Here is a 15,853-nt window from a genome sequence, read left to right as displayed (position 1 = left end):
AGGCAGTTAATGAAAATACGGCCGTTGCCGTGGCGCTATCAGGTCAGGCCGATTGCCGGCCGGTCTAATGGCGATCAGTGGTCAGCGCGTCACGAACGGCGAGCAGAAACTCCCGCGTGGTTGGTCGAAACGCCGTCGGGATGATGTCCGGCCTGAAGAACTCCTGGAACCGGTCTTCCATCCCTTCATCGCCCGTGGCCAGGAACGCGTCAATGTCGCGGACCAGCGGGCGGACAAGGTCCGCGTCACTCTCTGACCGGAACGCGGCGACAACCGCTTCCAGCGAGTCGCCGTGGATGTCGAAGTCCTGGTGGAACCAGCCACCCATGAATGCCGCTAGGTCGGGGAAGAGCTGTTGCCCCTTGGAGATGATGATCGGCATGCTTCAGGGGATTGGGTAAGAAGTCAGAACGAAGTAGACGCGATTCTGCTGCTGAACCCGCCGCAAGACCACCGTCAGCCTGGTCATCTGCTGGAACTGGCCGGTCGCACGAACGACACCTTCGCCGACTGAAACATTGGCCTGATAGACCGCCGTGAAGGGGCGGCCGCCGACTCTCGCGGTTTTGGCCCACGCCTCAATGCCAGCGCGGTGAGCTCGCATCGCGGCCGATACATGGCGCTCAGCCTCGGCAAGCGTCCGGAAAGTCGAAGCGGCTGGAATCCGAGTCTCAGCGGCTAGACGGGCGCGAAGTTGCGCCTCGGTCCGGCCGACATGCTTCAAGATCGTGTGGCCGCCGGCGGCCTCTTCCGCGGCCAAGCTGATCCCACCGCGGCGCACAGCAATGACGCGGAGCGCGCCGACGCCGCCGGCGATGAGGGGGATCGCGATGTCGGCGCTTAGACCGATCATCTCTGCGGTCTTCGGATCGGCCCCCAGGGCCGAGGACAGGGACTTCGCCGCTTCGGCGGTCAGCGTCGACGTGTCCTTGCCCGAAACAATCTGGCGCAGCGCTGACGATGATGTGTCAAGGCCATGAGCCCCGAGCGCCGCACCCGCTACCTTGGTTACCGCAGTGGGCTCGGGCGCCAACAGAAGGCCGCCGGCTCCAATGAGTTCCAACGCGCCGGCAGCGAGCTTTCCCAGTCCCCAGAGGCGGTTGGAAAGCTTTGCCTCCTCGTCGATCGTCTCGCCGGACAACACGGCGGCAAGCTGGATCGGAGTCAGCACGATCTGTACGCCCTGATCGGAGTCCTCTGCGACTGCCGGTAGTCCTGCGCGAAGGACCGGCGGAGACATGCCGAGCGGCCCTGGCGTTGGCGACAGCTGCAGACACATCGTTCCTACGTCAATCGGCGGTGAGTGTGTCGCGCAGGTAGGTCCGGGTACCCTTGATGTCGCCATGTGACTCTCGACTCGATAGAACGGGAGGGGTGTGCGAGATGTGGCGAAACAGCTCACGGATTCGCTGCGCTCGACCCGCTGATTCTGGTTCCCCAGAATCGGTCGCTGGGCTCACTAAAGTCACCTTGAGTCCTCAGAGGGGCACAGATGCCTAACGGACTCGAATGCTTCACCTATGCGTCCGGCCGTCCGCTGTACATGCCATGTATGTTTATGGGGCAGCTACGAGAACGTTAGGACAAAAAAAAGCCCCGCGAAAGGGCCTTGGGGTTGGTCTGACGGTCAATCCGCCGCAACTATGTATGGAGCGTTGGGGGGAATAATCACGAGGGAGCGGCCCTTTTTTCAAGGAAGGCTGCAAAGCAAAGCAGATCTTCTTCGTTCCCTTGGTCGGTGCGCTTGCCTACATTGAGCGCTCCCCTCAACCCCCGTGAAGAGAAGACTCCCGTGAACGCACTCCGACGCACCGTCTCGCTGCTTGCCACCGCCGCTCTGCTGGGGGGTGCCGCGCTGATGCCTCAAGCCCATGCGCAGGGCTCGGTCACGCTGCTCAACGTCTCCTACGACCCGACGCGCGAGCTGTACCAAGACTTCAACACTGCGTTCGCGAAGTACTGGAAGGCCAAGACCGGCGAGACCGTCACGGTGAAGAACTCGCACGGCGGATCGGGCAAGCAGGCGCGCTCGGTCATCGACGGCCTGGACGCCGACGTGGTGACGCTGGCGCTGGCCTACGACATCGACGCGCTGCACGACCACGGCAAGCTGCTGCCGGCCGACTGGCAGAAGCGCCTGCCCAGCAACGCCTCGCCGTACACCTCGACGATCGTGTTCCTGGTGCGCAAGGGCAATCCGAAGCACATCAACGACTGGCCGGACCTGGCGCGTGGCGGCATCGACGTGATCACGCCCAACCCGAAGACCTCCGGCGGCGCGCGCTGGAACTACCTGGCGGCCTGGGCCTATGCGCTGAAGCAGCCGGGCGGCAACGCCGAGTCGGCCAGGGCCTTCGTCAAGCGCATCTATGCCAACACCAAGGTCCTGGACTCGGGTGCGCGCGGCTCGACGACGACCTTCGTCGAACGCGGCATCGGCGATGTGCTGATCGCCTGGGAGAACGAGGCCTACCTAGCGGTGAAGGAACTCGGGCCGGACAAGTTCCAGATCGTCACGCCGAGCCTGTCGATCCTGGCGGAGCCGCCGGTGTCGGTGGTGGACAAGACGGTGGACCGGAAGGGCACGCGCAAGGTGGCGCAGGCGTACCTGGAGTACCTGTACTCGCCGGAAGGCCAGGAGATCGCCGCGAAGAACTACTACCGCCCGCGTGACCCGAAGGTCGCCGCGAAGTACGCGAAGCAGTTCGCGCCGGTGAAGCTGGTCACCATCGACGAGGTCTTCGGCGGCTGGCGCAATGCCCAGAAGACCCACTTCGACGACGGCGGCGTCTTCGACCAGATCAACGAGAAGCGCTGATCCGGCGCCTCGAGCAAGAACCCCTGTTTGTCTCCTCGGTCGGTCTCGGGCGCCGCGCAAGCGGTGCCATGGGCAATCAGACCGTTCGCTCTGTGCGAGCAGCCCCGCTGGCGATGGCCGGTGGGGCTTTTTTTCGTTCAATGCGGCAGCGGCGCGTCCGCGGCGGCCACAGGGAGGCGCCGCCAGCGCGGGCGTCCGCCCATGGACGAGCGGAACTTCCGGCAGGCCGGTACCGCCGGCCATCGCCCTTCGAAGACGCGATGCGAGTGACCGACTACCGTTCCTTGGCCCCAACGCGAGGGCGGAGCGCCCGGCGCGGGTAGCGGTACCCGTATGCTCCCGGCCGTGAACACCCTTGCTCCGATCCGCGCGTGCGCCGTTGCGCTACTGCCGCTGGCCGCCTCGCTCGCCGGGGTGTCCGCACACGCGCAGGGCGGCGCCTCCGGACCGGTCGCGGGATCGACGGCGGTCACGGTGACGACGATCACCTGGCTGGCCTCCGACCACGCGCCGCAGATGACCGGGGCCGACGCCAGCGGCGTCACCGGCCGCGTGATCAGCTACCTCGACAAGCGCTGGCCCGGCGTGCGGCACGAGATCGTCTTCGCCAACGCCAAGCGCAGCTGGCAGATGATCGAGAACGGCGAGCCGGTCTGCCGCGCCAATGTGGTTCGCACGCCCGAACGCGAACGCGCCGCCTACTTCACCAACACGCAGCTCACGCCGCCGCCGCAGCTGATCGTGCGCCGTGAGCTGCTCCAGCGCCTGCCGCGCAACGGCGCTGGCGAAGTGCTGCTGCCGCGGCTGCTCGCCGACACCTCGATGCGGGGCGCGCTGATCGATGGCCGCAGCTACGGCCCGGTGCTCGACGACATGCTCGCCGCGCGGCCGGCCGACAACGCCGTCTCGCTCTACTCGCCCAAGGACTTCGGCGCGCGCCTGCTGCAGATGATCAGCCTGGGTCGTGCCGACTATTCGGTGGAACTGGACATGGCGCTGGTCATGGCCGGTCGTCCAGCTGACTTGGTCAGCGTGCCCATCCAGGGCGCGAGCGACCTGGTGATGGCCGGCATCGCCTGCTCGCGCACGCCCTGGGGCCTGGCCGCGATCCGCGGCATCGACAAGGCCTATGGCCGTCCGGAAGGCGCGGCCAGCCTGCGCAAAGGCCTGATGCATTGGCTCACGCCGGAAGCCCGGCTGCACTACGCCGCCCGCTTCGACGCGTTCTATCGCGAACGCGCCAGGCCCTCGCGCATCGACCCCTGAGGCCGCCGCTCAGGCCTGGTGCTCGACGCGATTGCGGCCGCCATCCTTCGCGCGGTACAGCGCCTGATCGGCGCGGCCGAGCAGTTCATCCACCCGCAAGTCCTCCGGACGCAGGGCCGTCACGCCGAAGCTCGCCGTCAGCGACGCCGGCGGCAAGCCCGGCTGCAATGCCATGCCGCTGGTCTCGATGTGATGGCGCAGCCGCTCGACCAGCTGCATCGCATGGGCCAGCGAGGTCTGCGGCAGCAGCAGCGCGAACTCCTCGCCGCCGAGCCGCCCCAGCAGGTCCTGCTTGCGCACGACCTGCGCGCACAGCTGCACCAGGCGGCACAGCGCCGCGTCACCGCGCGCATGGCCCAGCGTGTCGTTGATGCGCTTGAAGTGGTCGACGTCCATCATCACCAGCGCCATCTCCAACCCGTAGCGCCGGCTGCGCGCCACTTCCGCCTCGGCATGGTCGAGGAAGCAGCGCCGATTGGCCGCGCCGGTCAGCGCATCGGTCGTGGCCAGCCGCTGCAGTTCGAGCTCCAGCCGCTTGCGGTCGGTGAAGTCGACCAGCGTGCTGAGCACCGACGGCTCTCCGTCGTACACGACCGGCACCATCGACAGCAGCATCCACAACTCGCCGCCGTCGGCCGCGAGCAGGCAGACCTCCTCGCCCTGCAGCCGGCCTTCCTCCTTGAACTTGAGCTGCATGCGCTCGCGGTCGGCCGGGTCGCGGTAGAAGCTGATCGCCGGCTTGCCGACCAGGTCGTCCAGCGACCGTCCGGCGATCAATGCCGACGGACCGTTCGCATACACGATCAGCGCATCGCGCTCCCGCGTCACCACCATCGGGATCGGCGCGTGATCGAGCACGGCGCGCAGACGCTCCTCGCTGTCCGCGAGCTCGCGGGTGCGCTGCGTCACGCGGCGCTCCAGGTTGGCGTTGAGCTCCTGCAGCTCCGCCACCAGCCGCGCGTTGTCGACCGCGTTCACCACGTTGGCGCAGAGCAGCTCCAGGAAGCTCACCCGCGCCTGGGTGAACACGCCGGCCGCGGCCGCGTTCTCCAGATAGAGCGCGCCCACCGTCTGGCCCTGCTTGAGCAGCGGCAGCGCCAGCACCGAGCGCGGCGGCGCGGCATGCCGCTGGAAGTAGTCCTCCATCGTCGCCAGGCCGCGCGCATCGACGATCAGCTCGCGCCGCCCGTCGCCGAGCACGCGTCCCATGAGACCCAGCGGCAGCTGCTCCCCGGCACGTTCGAGCGGCAGTTGTTCCAGCAGGTGCAACTGGGGCTGCTCGCCCAGCGTCGCCTCGGCCTGCAGCACCCAGCGGGACGCGCTCGCGGTGCCACTGGCCAGCACGATCGCCGCGCGCTGGGCGCCGGCGTTCTCGGCCACGACCTCCAGCAGGCGGCGCAGCAGGCGCGGCAGATCCGGCTGGCTGCTGATCGCTTGCACCGCCTTGGTCAGCGTGCTGAGGTCGGCGGCATCGGCGCGGATCTCCTGGTCTTCAGCGGCAACGCCGGCCGACCGGCCCGGCATGTCGGACAAGGGCGCGAGCGCCAGTGCCTCGCCGGCGAGCGCGACCACGCCCCAGTCCTTCCAGGCCTGCCGCAGGCGCTGGCCTGCCCGGTCGGCGCGGGTCGGGTCGCGTTCGCGCCACCAGTCGACCTGCGCGCGCAGCACGGCCGCGGCATCGAGCGGCGTGCCCTGCGGCCCCTCCGCCGCCGACAGCGCGCGGTCCAGGGCCGCGGCGATCTGGTCCTCCGGCTCGCCCGCCAGCATCGCCTGCTGCGCCCGCAGCAGCGCGACGCGATCGGCCAGGTGTCCCGGCCCCGCGTCCTGCCAGCGCTGCAGACGCCGCAGCGCGTCGTCCTCCAGCGCCTGGTCACGCGCGCCGCCGGCCATCGCGACGCGCTGCGCCGCCCAGGCGGCGATGAACAGCAGCAGCGATTGCGCATGCATGCCGCGGCCCGCCGCGAACAGGGTGCGGGCCTCGAGCGCCAGCCGCAGCGCGGGCTCCGGCCGGTCCGCCACGAAGTGCAGGACCGCCTGCCAGCCGTGCAGGAACATCAGCCCGGTCTGGTCCTGGCGCTCGCCATAGGTGCGCGCCAGCACCTCCAGGCCGTCGAAGCCATCGGCGGGAAGCCGCGGCTGCTGCAGCGCCCGCACCAGGGCCAGCAGCGCATCCTCGTAGTCGGCCGCGACCGGCTGGCGCATCGCGCGCAGGCGCTGGCCATGGGTGACCAGTTGCTCCTCCAGCGCCGGCAGCGGCGTGCCGGCCAGGAAGGCATGCGCGTCGTGCACATACAGGCCCAGGCCCGCATGGCGCAGGTTGCCGAACTCCAGCCCGTTGCGATGCGTCTGCATCAGGCCGTCCATGCTCACGCGCAGGCCCTGCACCCAGTGGCTGAGGAAGGCATGGAAGGAAAAGCCGGCATGCGCGTAGACCTGCATCCAGCCGTGCCGGCTCACCAGTTCGGTCGACATGCGGCCCAGGTCATGGGCGAAGCGGTAGTCACCCAGGAACTCCGCGCACATCAGTCCGAGCACCGAGTACGCCGACAGCGCCTGCGGCACATGGCCGTGGTCCACCATCAGCCGCACCTGGAACAGCGTCAGCAAGGGCAGCAGCGCCGGCCGCACGATGTAGGCGGCAGCGGTCATCTTGGCGGCGATCGAGATCAGCAGCAGGCGCTGCTCGTCGCGCATCGGCGCACGCGCGGCCAGCGTATCGAGTCCGATCGCAGCGATCTCCCGCTGCAGATCGGCCAGCAGCTCCATCACCCGCGCCATCGCATCGGGCCCGGCGGCGCTCGGCAGCTCCGCACCGAGCAGCTGGAACAGCGCCAGTCCCAGGTCGACCGTCTCGGCCAGCCGTCCCTGGGCATAGAAGGCCTCCATGCGGACCTCCAGCAGCCGCGCGCGCTGCGCGTTGTCGACGGCATCGGCGAGCGCCGATTCGAGCAGCGCATCCATCCGCGACGGCCGACCTGCCAGGTAGGCCATGCGCGCCGCGTGATGCAGCCAGGCGGCGCGCTGCGGCGCGCTCGGCGCCAGTTCGAGTGCGAGCTCCGCGTAATCGGCGGCCGGCTCGAAGGCCGCGGCATCCATCGCCTGGAATGAGGCCTGCGCGTTGAATGCAGCCAGCGCCAGGCGCTCCGCCTCTTGCGCCGGCTCGCACAGCAGCAGCCGGGACGCGTTCAGGTGATGCAGGACGGTATAGGGCAGCGGCAGGTCGGCATTGGCGGCGAGGTGGCTGTCGCGCAGCAATCGACCGATGCGCAGTTGCAGCGCCGGCCGCTGGTCGGTCGCGATGCGCTGCAAGGCCGCTTCCTGCACGCGGTCATGGGCGAAGGCGTAGCGCACGCCCTCGCTGGCCTGGCCCTGCAGCTGCGGTGCATAGCGGTACAGCGCGCTGGCCGGCACCAGCAGCTGCGCCTGCAGCGCCGGCAGCAGGTCGGTGGCCAGCACGTCGGCGGGCACGTCCAGCGCGGTGGCCAGGCCGTCCAGGCCGAAGTTCGCGCCCAGCAGCGCGGCCACGCTCAGCGCCTGGCGCGTCGCATCGGGCTGGCGCTCGAGCTGCTGCAGCATCAGCGCGACGACGTTGTCCGCCGTGCGCGTCGCCGCGATCCGCTCGAGCGCATGGTCCCAGCGCTGCGTCGTGGCGTCGTAGTGGATCAGGCCGCGCCGCACCAGGTCCTCGAGCAATCGGCGCAGGAAGAACGGGTTGCCGGCGGTCCGGGTCTGGCACAGGCGCGCGAGCTCGTCCAGGCCGGCATCCTCGCGCTCGGGATCACGACGCAGGCTGTCCGCGAGCAGGCGCCGCGTGTCGTCCAGCCCCAGCGGTCCGACCCGCAGCGGCGTGAAGCGCTCGCCGAGCTGCTGGCGGAGCTCGGTCAGCTCCTGCGCGATCGGATGCCCCGGCGGGATCTCGTTGTCCCGGTAGGCGATGACGAACAGGGTGTGGCGCAGCGTCGCGTCGTTCAGGCACTCGCGCAGCAGCCGGCGCGAAGCGCGGTCGGCCCATTGCCAGTCGTCCAGGAACAGCGTCTGCGGCTCGCCCTCGCGCGCGAGCGCCGCGAAGCCCTGGCTGATGCTGCGCAGGAAGCGGTTCTCCGCCTCCGCCGGGCCCACCGGCACGAGCGGCGCATCGGGCGCGAGCAATGGCGCCATCTCCGGCAGCGCCTGGGCGAGCAGCGCGGCATTGGCGCCCAGGCGGTCCCGCAGGCGATCGCGCCAGGCCGATTGTTGGTCGTCGGGGAGCGACAGCACCTGCGCGACGCGCTGCTGCAGCAGGTGCAGCAGCGGCCCGTAGGGTCGGTCCTGCCCGTACTGGTTGAACTTGGCGGCGGCGAAGTGGCCGCGCTGGGCGAGCAGGCTGCGCTGCGCGGCCAGGACCAGCGCGGTCTTGCCGATGCCGGAGAAACCCGCCACGGCGACCAGCCCCGGCCCGCCGGCCTGTCCCTGCGCGGCATCGTCGAAGGCCTGCCCGAGCTGCGCCTGCGCGGATTCGCGGCCGTAGAGCCGACCGCTGGGCTGGAAGCGCACGGCGGCATCGCCATGGCCGGGTTCGAAGCCGGGCAGGCCGCGGCCCTGTTCCAGCGCCGCCTGGCAGAGCTGCAGGTCCTGGCGCAGTGCTTGATGGCTCTGGTAGCGGCCTTCAGGCTCCTTGTGCAGGCAGTGCGCGACGACCTGCGCCAACGGCGCGAAGACCTGGTGATTGCGGGTGGTGGCCATCGGCGCGGCCAGCGCCAGGTGCGCATGCACCGCCCGCGCCGGATCCTCGACGCTGAAGGGGGGCGCACCGGTCAGTGCTTCCAGCAGCGTGGCGCCAAGGCTGTAGAAATCGGCGCGGTAGTCGACATCCCGGCTCATCCGGCCGGTCAGCTCGGGCGCGAGCGTCGCCAGCGAGGCCTCGATCAGCTCGGCGCGCTGGACCAGAGGCCGTTCGCGCTCGATCTCGGCGGCCAGGCCGAGGTCCGCGATCAGCGTCCGGCCGGCATCGCGGCCGGCGCCAGGCAACAGCAGCACCTGGCCGGGCCCGAGGTTGCGGTGGATCAGCCCCTGGCCATGCAGATGCTGCAGGGCCTCGACCAGATCCAGCGCGATCCGGATCAGCGCGTCGTTGTCCAGCGTGCCGCGGCGCAGACGCTGCCGCAGCGTCTCTGCACCCAGCTCGGGCAGCAGCAGCGCCGGACGCTGGTCATGCTCGACCAGCGCGCGCGGGCGCAGCACGAAGGCGGGGTCCAGGCGCTGGGCCAGTTCGAATTCGCGGCGCAGCCGGGCGATGGCGGCCGCGTCGGGTCGGGGGTCGCGCAAACGCTTGAGCAGCGCCAGCCCGCCCCGGCCGTCGCCGACCTGGAGGACCTCGCTCCGCCGGCCCTGATGGATCGTCCGCTCGGCCTGCCAGGCTTCTGGATCGGCCGCCTCCCACGCTCGTCTGTCCGTCATCCCGTCCGCTCTCGGTTGTCGACGCACTGTAACGGGAGACCGGGGCGGCACGGCGTCACCGGGCCGTCAGAACCGCGACGAATGCGGCCGGAAGCGGAAGAAAGCGACAGATCGGCGCGCGGCGCGCGCCGCGGCGTCAGCTGCCGTACTTGATCGAGCAGCCGTAGGGCTTGGTGCTGGCGTGGGTGATCTTCTTGCCGGCGGCCAACTCGCCCAGTGCGGTCTTGACGTAGGGATCCGCCTTGGGGATGTCGTCGGCCTTGGCGGTTGCGATGCTGTCGATGCCGCCCTTGTAGACCAGCACACCCTGTGGATTGACGATGAACAGATGGGGCGAGGTCTGCGCGCCGTAGCTCTTGCCGATCTGGCCGCTCGGGTCCAGCAGCACCTGCGTCGGCGCGGCGCCGCGGTCCTTGTTCAGCTTGATCGCCGTCGGACCGTCGACATGGCCCTGCTGGCCCGGTGCCGACGAAATCACCTGCAGCCACACCACGCCCTGCGCCGTCGCCTCCTTCTGCAGCGTGGGGATGTTGCCGCTGCCGTAGTGCTTCTTCACGAAGGGGCAATCGTGGTTGGTCCACTCCAGCACGACGGTCTTGCCCTTGTAGCTGTCGAGCGAGACGGTCTTGCCTTCGGCCGTCGTCGCGGTGAAGGCGGGTGCGGGCTGGTCGAGCTGTGCCTGGGCCCGGGCCGGGCCGCCGGACGCCAGCAGGACCGTCGTCGCGGCGCCGGCCAGCACGGTGCGGCGCGACAGCACGCCACGCAGGAAGGAGCTCTTGGAGGTCATCGGGAAGGTCATGTTGCAGGTCTCCAGGGATGAAATCGAAGCAGGGGGCGGTCGGAGCGAGCCTGAGGATCGTCCGGGAAGCGCTCTCAGGCGGCGCCGCCGCGCAGCGCGGCGGTGACGATGCCCGGAGTGAGCAGTTGCGGCAGCACCTGGGCGTCGCTGCCGGTGCCGGCCGGATAGAACAGATAGAGCGGCACGCCGCTGCGCTCGTGCTGCTTCAGCAGCTCGGTGATGCGGGGATCCTGGCGCGTCCAGTCGCCCTTCAGGTAGGTCACACCTTCCCGGACGAAGGCATTGCGCACCTCGTCGGTGGACAGGGCCACCCGCTCATTGACCAGGCAGGTGATGCACCACGACGCCGTCAGGTTCACGAACACCGGCCTGCCCTGCGCGCGCAGCTGGGCCAGCCGTTCCGGCGAGTAGGGCTCATGATCGGCGCCCGCCGATGGTCCGCTCGTGCTGCCCGAACCGCCGCCTCTGGCCGCGACGTCCTCAACCGCCACGTTGCCGAGTGTCGGCACGAGCGCCGCCGCCGCGACGACCGCGGCCAGGGCAGCGCCCGCGCCGGTCCGCTGCCAGCGCGGCGTCGCGTGCCGGCTCACCGTGCGGATCCATGCAGCCAGGGCCAGCAGGCCCATGCCGGCCAGCGCCACCAGCACCCCCATCGGTCCGGCCTGCTGCGCGATCACCCACACCAGCCAGATCGCCGCCGCGAACATCGGAAAGGCGAGCGCCTGCTTGAGCACGTCCATCCATGGTCCCGGCCGAGGCATGCGACGCTGCAGCGCCGGCCACCATGCCAGCGCCAGATAGGGCAGTGCGAGCCCCAGACCCAGCGCCAGGAAAACGGCCATCAGTTCCACGGCCGGCTGCGCCAGCGCATACGCCATCGCCGCGCCCATGAAGGGCGCGGTGCAAGGCGTCGCGACGACGGTCGCCAGCACGCCGGTGAAGAAGCTGCCGGTCAGACCCGGCTTCTCGGTCAGGCCTTGTCCGATGCCAGCGAAACCGGCGCCGACCGACAGCAACCCGGCCAGCGACAGACCGAGCACGAACATCAACCAGGCGAGCAGCAGCACGAACAGCGGTGACTGGAACTGGAACCCCCAACCCACGCCTGAGCCGGCGCCTCGCAGGGCCAGCAGCACCGCGCCGAGCGCAGCGAAAGCGGCCAGCACGCCGGCGGCATAGGCGAGCCCCTGACGGCGATGCGTCGATGCGCTGCCGTGCAGGAAGCCCAGCGCCTTGATGGCCAGCACCGGGAATACGCAGGGCATCAGGTTGAGGATCAGGCCGCCGACCAGCGCCAGGCCTATCGCGGCCCAGAGGCCGAGACGGTCGGCCTCGGCAACATCGCCACCAACGCCTCGATTCGCGGCCGTGGCCGTGGCCGGTGGTGGCGAAGCATTCTTCGTGTCCGCAGCATTCGTCGTATTCGCCGACGAAGTGCCGCCCCCCAGGTTCACGCTGCCGGTGACGGGCAGGCTCACCGCCCAGGCTTGGTCATCGATCAGCAACAGACCATCCAGCGGCTTTCCGGGCGGGGCCGGCTCGTCACCGACCGGCATGCGCAGCCGCCATTGCTGGCCGTCGCGATCCAGCTGTGGCTTCGCCGCATGTTGGATACGCCCCCAGGCCTCGGGCAGGAACAGCGCCTGTCGAAGCTCCTTGGCCGGCGCGCTGCCGGACTTGCCCGCGGACGGCCAGCTCACGATCAGGTCCCGGCCTTCGAGCCGCGCGGCGGCAGCGAAGGGCGCCGGACCTGGCAACGCGGCGCGCGCGGCAGCCAGCGCGCCGTTCTCAGTCGACGGCTTGGGAGCGGCCCCGACCGGCAGGGAGAGCGACAGTGCGGCTTGTTGCGGGATGCATTCCTCGCGACAGACCAGCCAGGTGGCATCGGCGCCGACGGTCGTGGTGGTGCCGGGGGTCAGGCTTTGCGGGAGCCGGATCTCGGTCAGCAGGAGCACCCGGTCTTCGTACCCATAGTTGGTGATCGGGCCGACATCGAAGCGCTTGGGAGCAGGCCAGAGGATGTCGCTGCCGGCAGCGCCCGGGGGCAGCTTCCATTCGATGCTGGTCGGCTGGCCCGAGTCGCCGGGGTTCTTCCAATAGGTGTGCCAATGGGGGGCGATCTTCTGCTCGAGCGCCACGAGCATCGTCTGACCCGGCGCGACCTGGCTGCTGGCACTGATCAGCCGGACCTGGACCTCATCGGTGGCGGCGCGATCAGACGGCGTCGCGGCGAGCGACGCGGCCGTGAGGGCCGCGAGGAGGATGGCCGCGAAAGTCGGCGGAAAGACGAGGCGGAAAAGACGCATGGACGCGATGCTAGGGAATGGGGCCGACCCTCACAAGGCGTCGACCTTCCTTGTTTCCTTACTTCCTGGGTTCGAAGAATCCGTCATCGCTGTGATCCGGGATTCGCTCGATCCGTGACACCCCCCAATCCACGACTCGACCCCAACTTCGACGACCACGAGCATGTCTGGGGCCGGAACAGGGCTTGGGGGTCCAGGAGGGATCCCCCATGCCCTGTGGAGAGCCCGCGCTTGGCGAAACGAAGTCGGGAGGCACTCGACCGAGCCGAAAAAAATGCGGAGAGCCTGACAAGCCCTGACATGGAAAACGCGGCGCCGGAGGTCGGAGGCGCTCAAAAAATCAGGGGATCGGAAAACAGCGCGTCAGGCCCTCAAAAGGGACATCGCTTCCACGCGCCAATCCCGCCGAAAAAATTCGCAGACCCTGACATCCGCTGCCAGCGCCCACCGCCGATCCGCTCGGCGCATTCAGCCGTTCGGAATATCCGGCTCGACCAGTTGGGTCAGCAGTGCCAGCGATTCCTGCCACCCCAGATGACAGGCTTGCGACGGGATCACATCCGGGATGCCTTCCTGGGTGATCTGCATCTCGGTGCCACAGAAGACCGGCGTCAGCTCGACGGTGGTGGTCATCAGGCCCCGCAGGTTGGGATCGTCGAATTTGCTGGTGTAGCGCAGTCGCTGCCCGGGCTGCAGTTCGAGGTAGTCGCCACCGAAGGTATGGGTGGCGCCCGCCGAGAGGTTGGTGAAGGACATGCGCCAGCTGCCGCCGACCTTCGGCTCCATGTGATGCATGGTGCCGGTGAAGCCGTGCGGCGGCAGCCACTTGCACATGGCCGCCGGGTCGGTGAACGCGCGGTAGACGCGTTCCGGCGGCGCCTTCAGGACGCGGTGCAGACGGAGGGTGAAGGGCATCGGTGTCTCCTGGCGTGGTGCGCGACTGGGAGACGGACCATAGCCCTGGATCGTGTCCGGCGCGAGACCCTCACCCCTGACAGGGATTCCCCGCAGGCTCAGCGCGCGGCGTCTCCGGACCAGACGCGCAGGATCCGATAGGGCGGCTTGCCTTCATCACGACCGCCGGTGAAAGCCGGCGTCTTGTACAGCTGGTTCACCGAGATGTAGAGCCAGGGCGAATCGCTCAGGTGCACGCTGTCGGGCCAGTCCAGCCGCGGGTCGCGCACCAGCGGCACGAGGCGTCCGTCCGGACCCAGCCGATCGATGCCGCCCTCGTTCACGTTGGTGAAGAAGTGGCGTCCCCGCGCATCGGTGGCAGCGCCGTCGGAAACCGGTTTCGGACCGACACGGCGGATCGCCGAAGCCGTGTCCGCATCGGACACACCGGGCCGAAGCAGCCGCGTCGGCACCGCATACCAGCTGTGGCCGTTCATCGCGCCGAAGAACAGCGTCTCGTGATCGGCGGACAGCGTGATGGGATTCACCGCGACATTCGCCGGCTGCCCCTGGAACTGGATCGCCTTGCCAGCGATGACCATGCGCGCCTGCGGCTCCGCCTGCAGCGACGCGTGAGCGCCGAAGCGGCGGGCACGTCCGGTCGCGATCTCGACGGCGATCAGACCGGGATTCGCGATGTCGGCCAGGTAGACCCAGCCGCCGCGGTCGTCGACCACCAGGTCCTGCACGAAGCTCCCCTTGGGCGCGATCTCCGGCGGCAGTTCGATGCGATGGACCTGCTGGCCGGAGTCGGCATCGAAGGCCCAGAGCCGTGTCTTGCCGAGGTTCAAGCCCATGTCGACGGTCCAGATGCGGCCACGGCCATCGGCAATGATGCCGAGCGGCGTATCGATGCGATCGCCGCTGGCCTTGGCGGTACCGCGCTGGAGCTCGGGGGTGGGCCAGGGCCGGAAGCTGTCCCGGCCGGTGATCTCGATCACCTGCGCCTGGGAAGGCGCGTCCAGCGGGTGCACTGTCGCGAAGAGCCGGCCGCCGGGGCCCGGCGCCACGTTGCCGGGACGGACCGGCAGTTCGGCGACGACTTCCAATTCGCCGGGCGTCGCGGCCCCTGCGGGCGAGGCGAGCAAGGCGGCTAGGCCGAGGGTCAGGACGCTTGCCAGGGCGGCGGCACCGCGGATCGGATGGCGGCGTGCGGAAGGCTTCAGATGGCGACGGTTCATGGGGTCCTCTCGTTCAGGTGATCGGTGGAGACGGGACGCAGTGTTCCGCCGAGCCGGCCTTCAATGAACGAGCGAACGATTGAACCTATTTCAAAAGGACCTTGAAGCCGAACACCGCTTCAGACCGAAAACGACCACTCCAGGATGCTGGCGCGGGCTGGTCGGCGCTCGCGTGCGGCGCGGGCACGAGCGGCCTCCACCCAGCGCTTGGCCAGGGGGAAGGGGCCGAAGCCCGATTCGCTGTTGATGTGGCCGACCAGGCCGATGTTGCTGTAGCTGCTGCCCCAGCGTGTCGCCCAGCGCAGCGCGCTGGAGGCGCTCATCCATGGGTCGTTCTGGCTCGCGATCAGCGCCGTCGGCCGGCCGAGCCGCTGGTGCGGCAGGCTCTCCGCCAGACCGAACTTGTCAGGCTCGGCGGGAGCGACCAGCAGGGCCTCGCGCACCGGCGAATCCGGATGGCGCTGCAGGTGATGCGCCAGCGCCAGGCAGCCGAAGCTGTGCGCCACGGCGATCCACTCGCCAGGGCCGGCGCTGTCGATCCGCGCATGGATGCGATCGGACCAGCGCTCCAGGTCAGGTTGGCTGAAGTCTCGCTGGCGCACCCGGTGCGCGTCGCGGTACTGCTGCTCCAGCCAGCTTTGCCAGTGCGCCGGTCCGCTGTCGTGCAGGCCGGGGATGATCAGCAGCCGCGGCTCGGCGCTGCCGAGGTGCTGCGCGGAGCGGTGAGGGTAGAGCGCCATGGCGGTCTCCTGCGGGGGCGGGCGTTGGAGCGCGCGGAGATCAGAGGGTCGCGATCGACACCTCGGTGGACTTCACCAGTGCGACGACTTCCTTGCCGACCGTCAACTGGAGTTCCTTGACCGAGCGGGTCGTGATCACCGAGGTGACGATCAGTCCGCCGGCGGTCTGCACGTCGACCTCGGAGACAACCGGTCCTTCGACGATCTCCTTGATGGTCCCGCGGAACTGGTTGCGGACGTTGATGGCGGTGATGGTCATGCGAGGGGCTCCTGAAAGGGTGACGACCAGCTTAGGCAGCCCGCCTCATCAGCCGAACGAAGCGCTTTGCCGATGGACATGCGGCCTGCGCATA

General features: G+C 69.3%; 11 protein-coding genes. 2 read left to right on the top strand and 9 right to left on the bottom strand.

Annotated elements, in window-relative coordinates:
• Positions 1 to 64: 64 nt before the first annotated feature.
• Together CS062_RS05205 and CS062_RS05200 are read right to left on the bottom strand one after the other, a co-directional pair.
• Positions 65 to 382: a contact-dependent growth inhibition system immunity protein gene (locus CS062_RS05205; RefSeq protein WP_099860385.1), complete on the bottom strand. Its 318-nt coding sequence runs from the start codon at positions 380 to 382 to the stop codon at positions 65 to 67.
• A 3-nt stretch (positions 383 to 385) separates the two neighbouring features.
• The gene (locus tag CS062_RS05200) at positions 386 to 1,171 is read right to left on the bottom strand and encodes an RNase A-like domain-containing protein (protein ID WP_099860384.1); all 786 of its coding nucleotides are present in this window, start codon (positions 1,169 to 1,171) and stop codon (positions 386 to 388) included.
• Positions 1,172 to 1,858: 687 nt separating this feature from the next.
• On the opposite strand from CS062_RS05200, the gene CS062_RS05195 reads away from it, so the two are divergent.
• Together CS062_RS05195 and CS062_RS05190 are read left to right on the top strand one after the other, a co-directional pair.
• Positions 1,859 to 2,818, top strand: coding sequence for a sulfate ABC transporter substrate-binding protein (locus tag CS062_RS05195; RefSeq protein ID WP_099860435.1), 960 nt, complete (start codon positions 1,859 to 1,861; stop codon positions 2,816 to 2,818).
• Between the two features lie 345 nt (positions 2,819 to 3,163).
• The gene (locus CS062_RS05190; RefSeq protein ID WP_158238669.1) at positions 3,164 to 4,084 is read left to right on the top strand and encodes a TIGR02285 family protein; all 921 of its coding nucleotides are present in this window, start codon (positions 3,164 to 3,166) and stop codon (positions 4,082 to 4,084) included.
• A gap of 9 nt (positions 4,085 to 4,093) precedes the next feature.
• On the opposite strand, the gene CS062_RS05185 is transcribed toward CS062_RS05190, so the two are convergent.
• From CS062_RS05185 to CS062_RS05155, 7 genes are all read right to left on the bottom strand, one after another.
• On the bottom strand, positions 4,094 to 9,520 hold the full coding sequence (locus CS062_RS05185) for a diguanylate cyclase (RefSeq protein WP_099860382.1): 5,427 nt from the start codon (positions 9,518 to 9,520) through the stop codon (positions 4,094 to 4,096).
• A 136-nt stretch (positions 9,521 to 9,656) separates the two neighbouring features.
• The gene (locus tag CS062_RS05180) at positions 9,657 to 10,319 is read right to left on the bottom strand and encodes a redoxin domain-containing protein (protein WP_099860381.1); all 663 of its coding nucleotides are present in this window, start codon (positions 10,317 to 10,319) and stop codon (positions 9,657 to 9,659) included.
• 74 nt (positions 10,320 to 10,393) lie between these two features.
• Complete coding sequence (locus tag CS062_RS05175; protein ID WP_099860380.1) at positions 10,394 to 12,625, bottom strand: protein-disulfide reductase DsbD family protein; 2,232 nt, start codon at positions 12,623 to 12,625, stop codon at positions 10,394 to 10,396.
• A gap of 468 nt (positions 12,626 to 13,093) precedes the next feature.
• The gene (locus CS062_RS05170; RefSeq protein ID WP_099860379.1) at positions 13,094 to 13,540 is read right to left on the bottom strand and encodes an SRPBCC family protein; all 447 of its coding nucleotides are present in this window, start codon (positions 13,538 to 13,540) and stop codon (positions 13,094 to 13,096) included.
• Positions 13,541 to 13,638: 98 nt separating this feature from the next.
• Positions 13,639 to 14,760: an L-dopachrome tautomerase-related protein gene (locus tag CS062_RS05165; protein WP_099860378.1), complete on the bottom strand. Its 1,122-nt coding sequence runs from the start codon at positions 14,758 to 14,760 to the stop codon at positions 13,639 to 13,641.
• A gap of 119 nt (positions 14,761 to 14,879) precedes the next feature.
• On the bottom strand, positions 14,880 to 15,500 hold the full coding sequence (locus CS062_RS05160) for an RBBP9/YdeN family alpha/beta hydrolase (RefSeq protein WP_099860377.1): 621 nt from the start codon (positions 15,498 to 15,500) through the stop codon (positions 14,880 to 14,882).
• Between the two features lie 40 nt (positions 15,501 to 15,540).
• On the bottom strand, positions 15,541 to 15,759 hold the full coding sequence (locus CS062_RS05155; protein ID WP_091729700.1) for a TOBE domain-containing protein: 219 nt from the start codon (positions 15,757 to 15,759) through the stop codon (positions 15,541 to 15,543).
• Between the last annotated feature and the right edge of the window lie 94 nt (positions 15,760 to 15,853).

Source organism: Roseateles chitinivorans (assembly GCF_002761755.1).
GTDB classification, from domain to species: Bacteria; Pseudomonadota; Gammaproteobacteria; order Burkholderiales; family Burkholderiaceae_C; genus Roseateles; species Roseateles chitinivorans.
Note: the sequence above shows the minus strand (reverse complement) of the source record. Positions and strands in the feature narration are given on the sequence as shown.

Excerpts from the sequence above, each read along its gene's own strand:
- CS062_RS05205 (WP_099860385.1), bottom strand. The coding sequence starts at position 382 with ATGCCGATCATCATCTCCAAGGGGCAACAGCTCTTCCCCGACCTAGCG.
- CS062_RS05195 (WP_099860435.1), top strand. The coding sequence starts at position 1,859 with ATGCCTCAAGCCCATGCGCAGGGCTCGGTCACGCTGCTCAACGTCTCC.
- CS062_RS05185 (WP_099860382.1), bottom strand. The coding sequence starts at position 9,520 with ATGACGGACAGACGAGCGTGGGAGGCGGCCGATCCAGAAGCCTGGCAG.
- CS062_RS05180 (WP_099860381.1), bottom strand. The coding sequence starts at position 10,319 with ATGACCTTCCCGATGACCTCCAAGAGCTCCTTCCTGCGTGGCGTGCTG.
- CS062_RS05175 (WP_099860380.1), bottom strand. The coding sequence starts at position 12,625 with ATGCGTCTTTTCCGCCTCGTCTTTCCGCCGACTTTCGCGGCCATCCTC.
- CS062_RS05170 (WP_099860379.1), bottom strand. The coding sequence starts at position 13,540 with ATGCCCTTCACCCTCCGTCTGCACCGCGTCCTGAAGGCGCCGCCGGAA.
- CS062_RS05165 (WP_099860378.1), bottom strand. The coding sequence starts at position 14,760 with ATGAACCGTCGCCATCTGAAGCCTTCCGCACGCCGCCATCCGATCCGC.
- CS062_RS05160 (WP_099860377.1), bottom strand. The coding sequence starts at position 15,500 with ATGGCGCTCTACCCTCACCGCTCCGCGCAGCACCTCGGCAGCGCCGAG.
- CS062_RS05155 (WP_091729700.1), bottom strand. The coding sequence starts at position 15,759 with ATGACCATCACCGCCATCAACGTCCGCAACCAGTTCCGCGGGACCATC.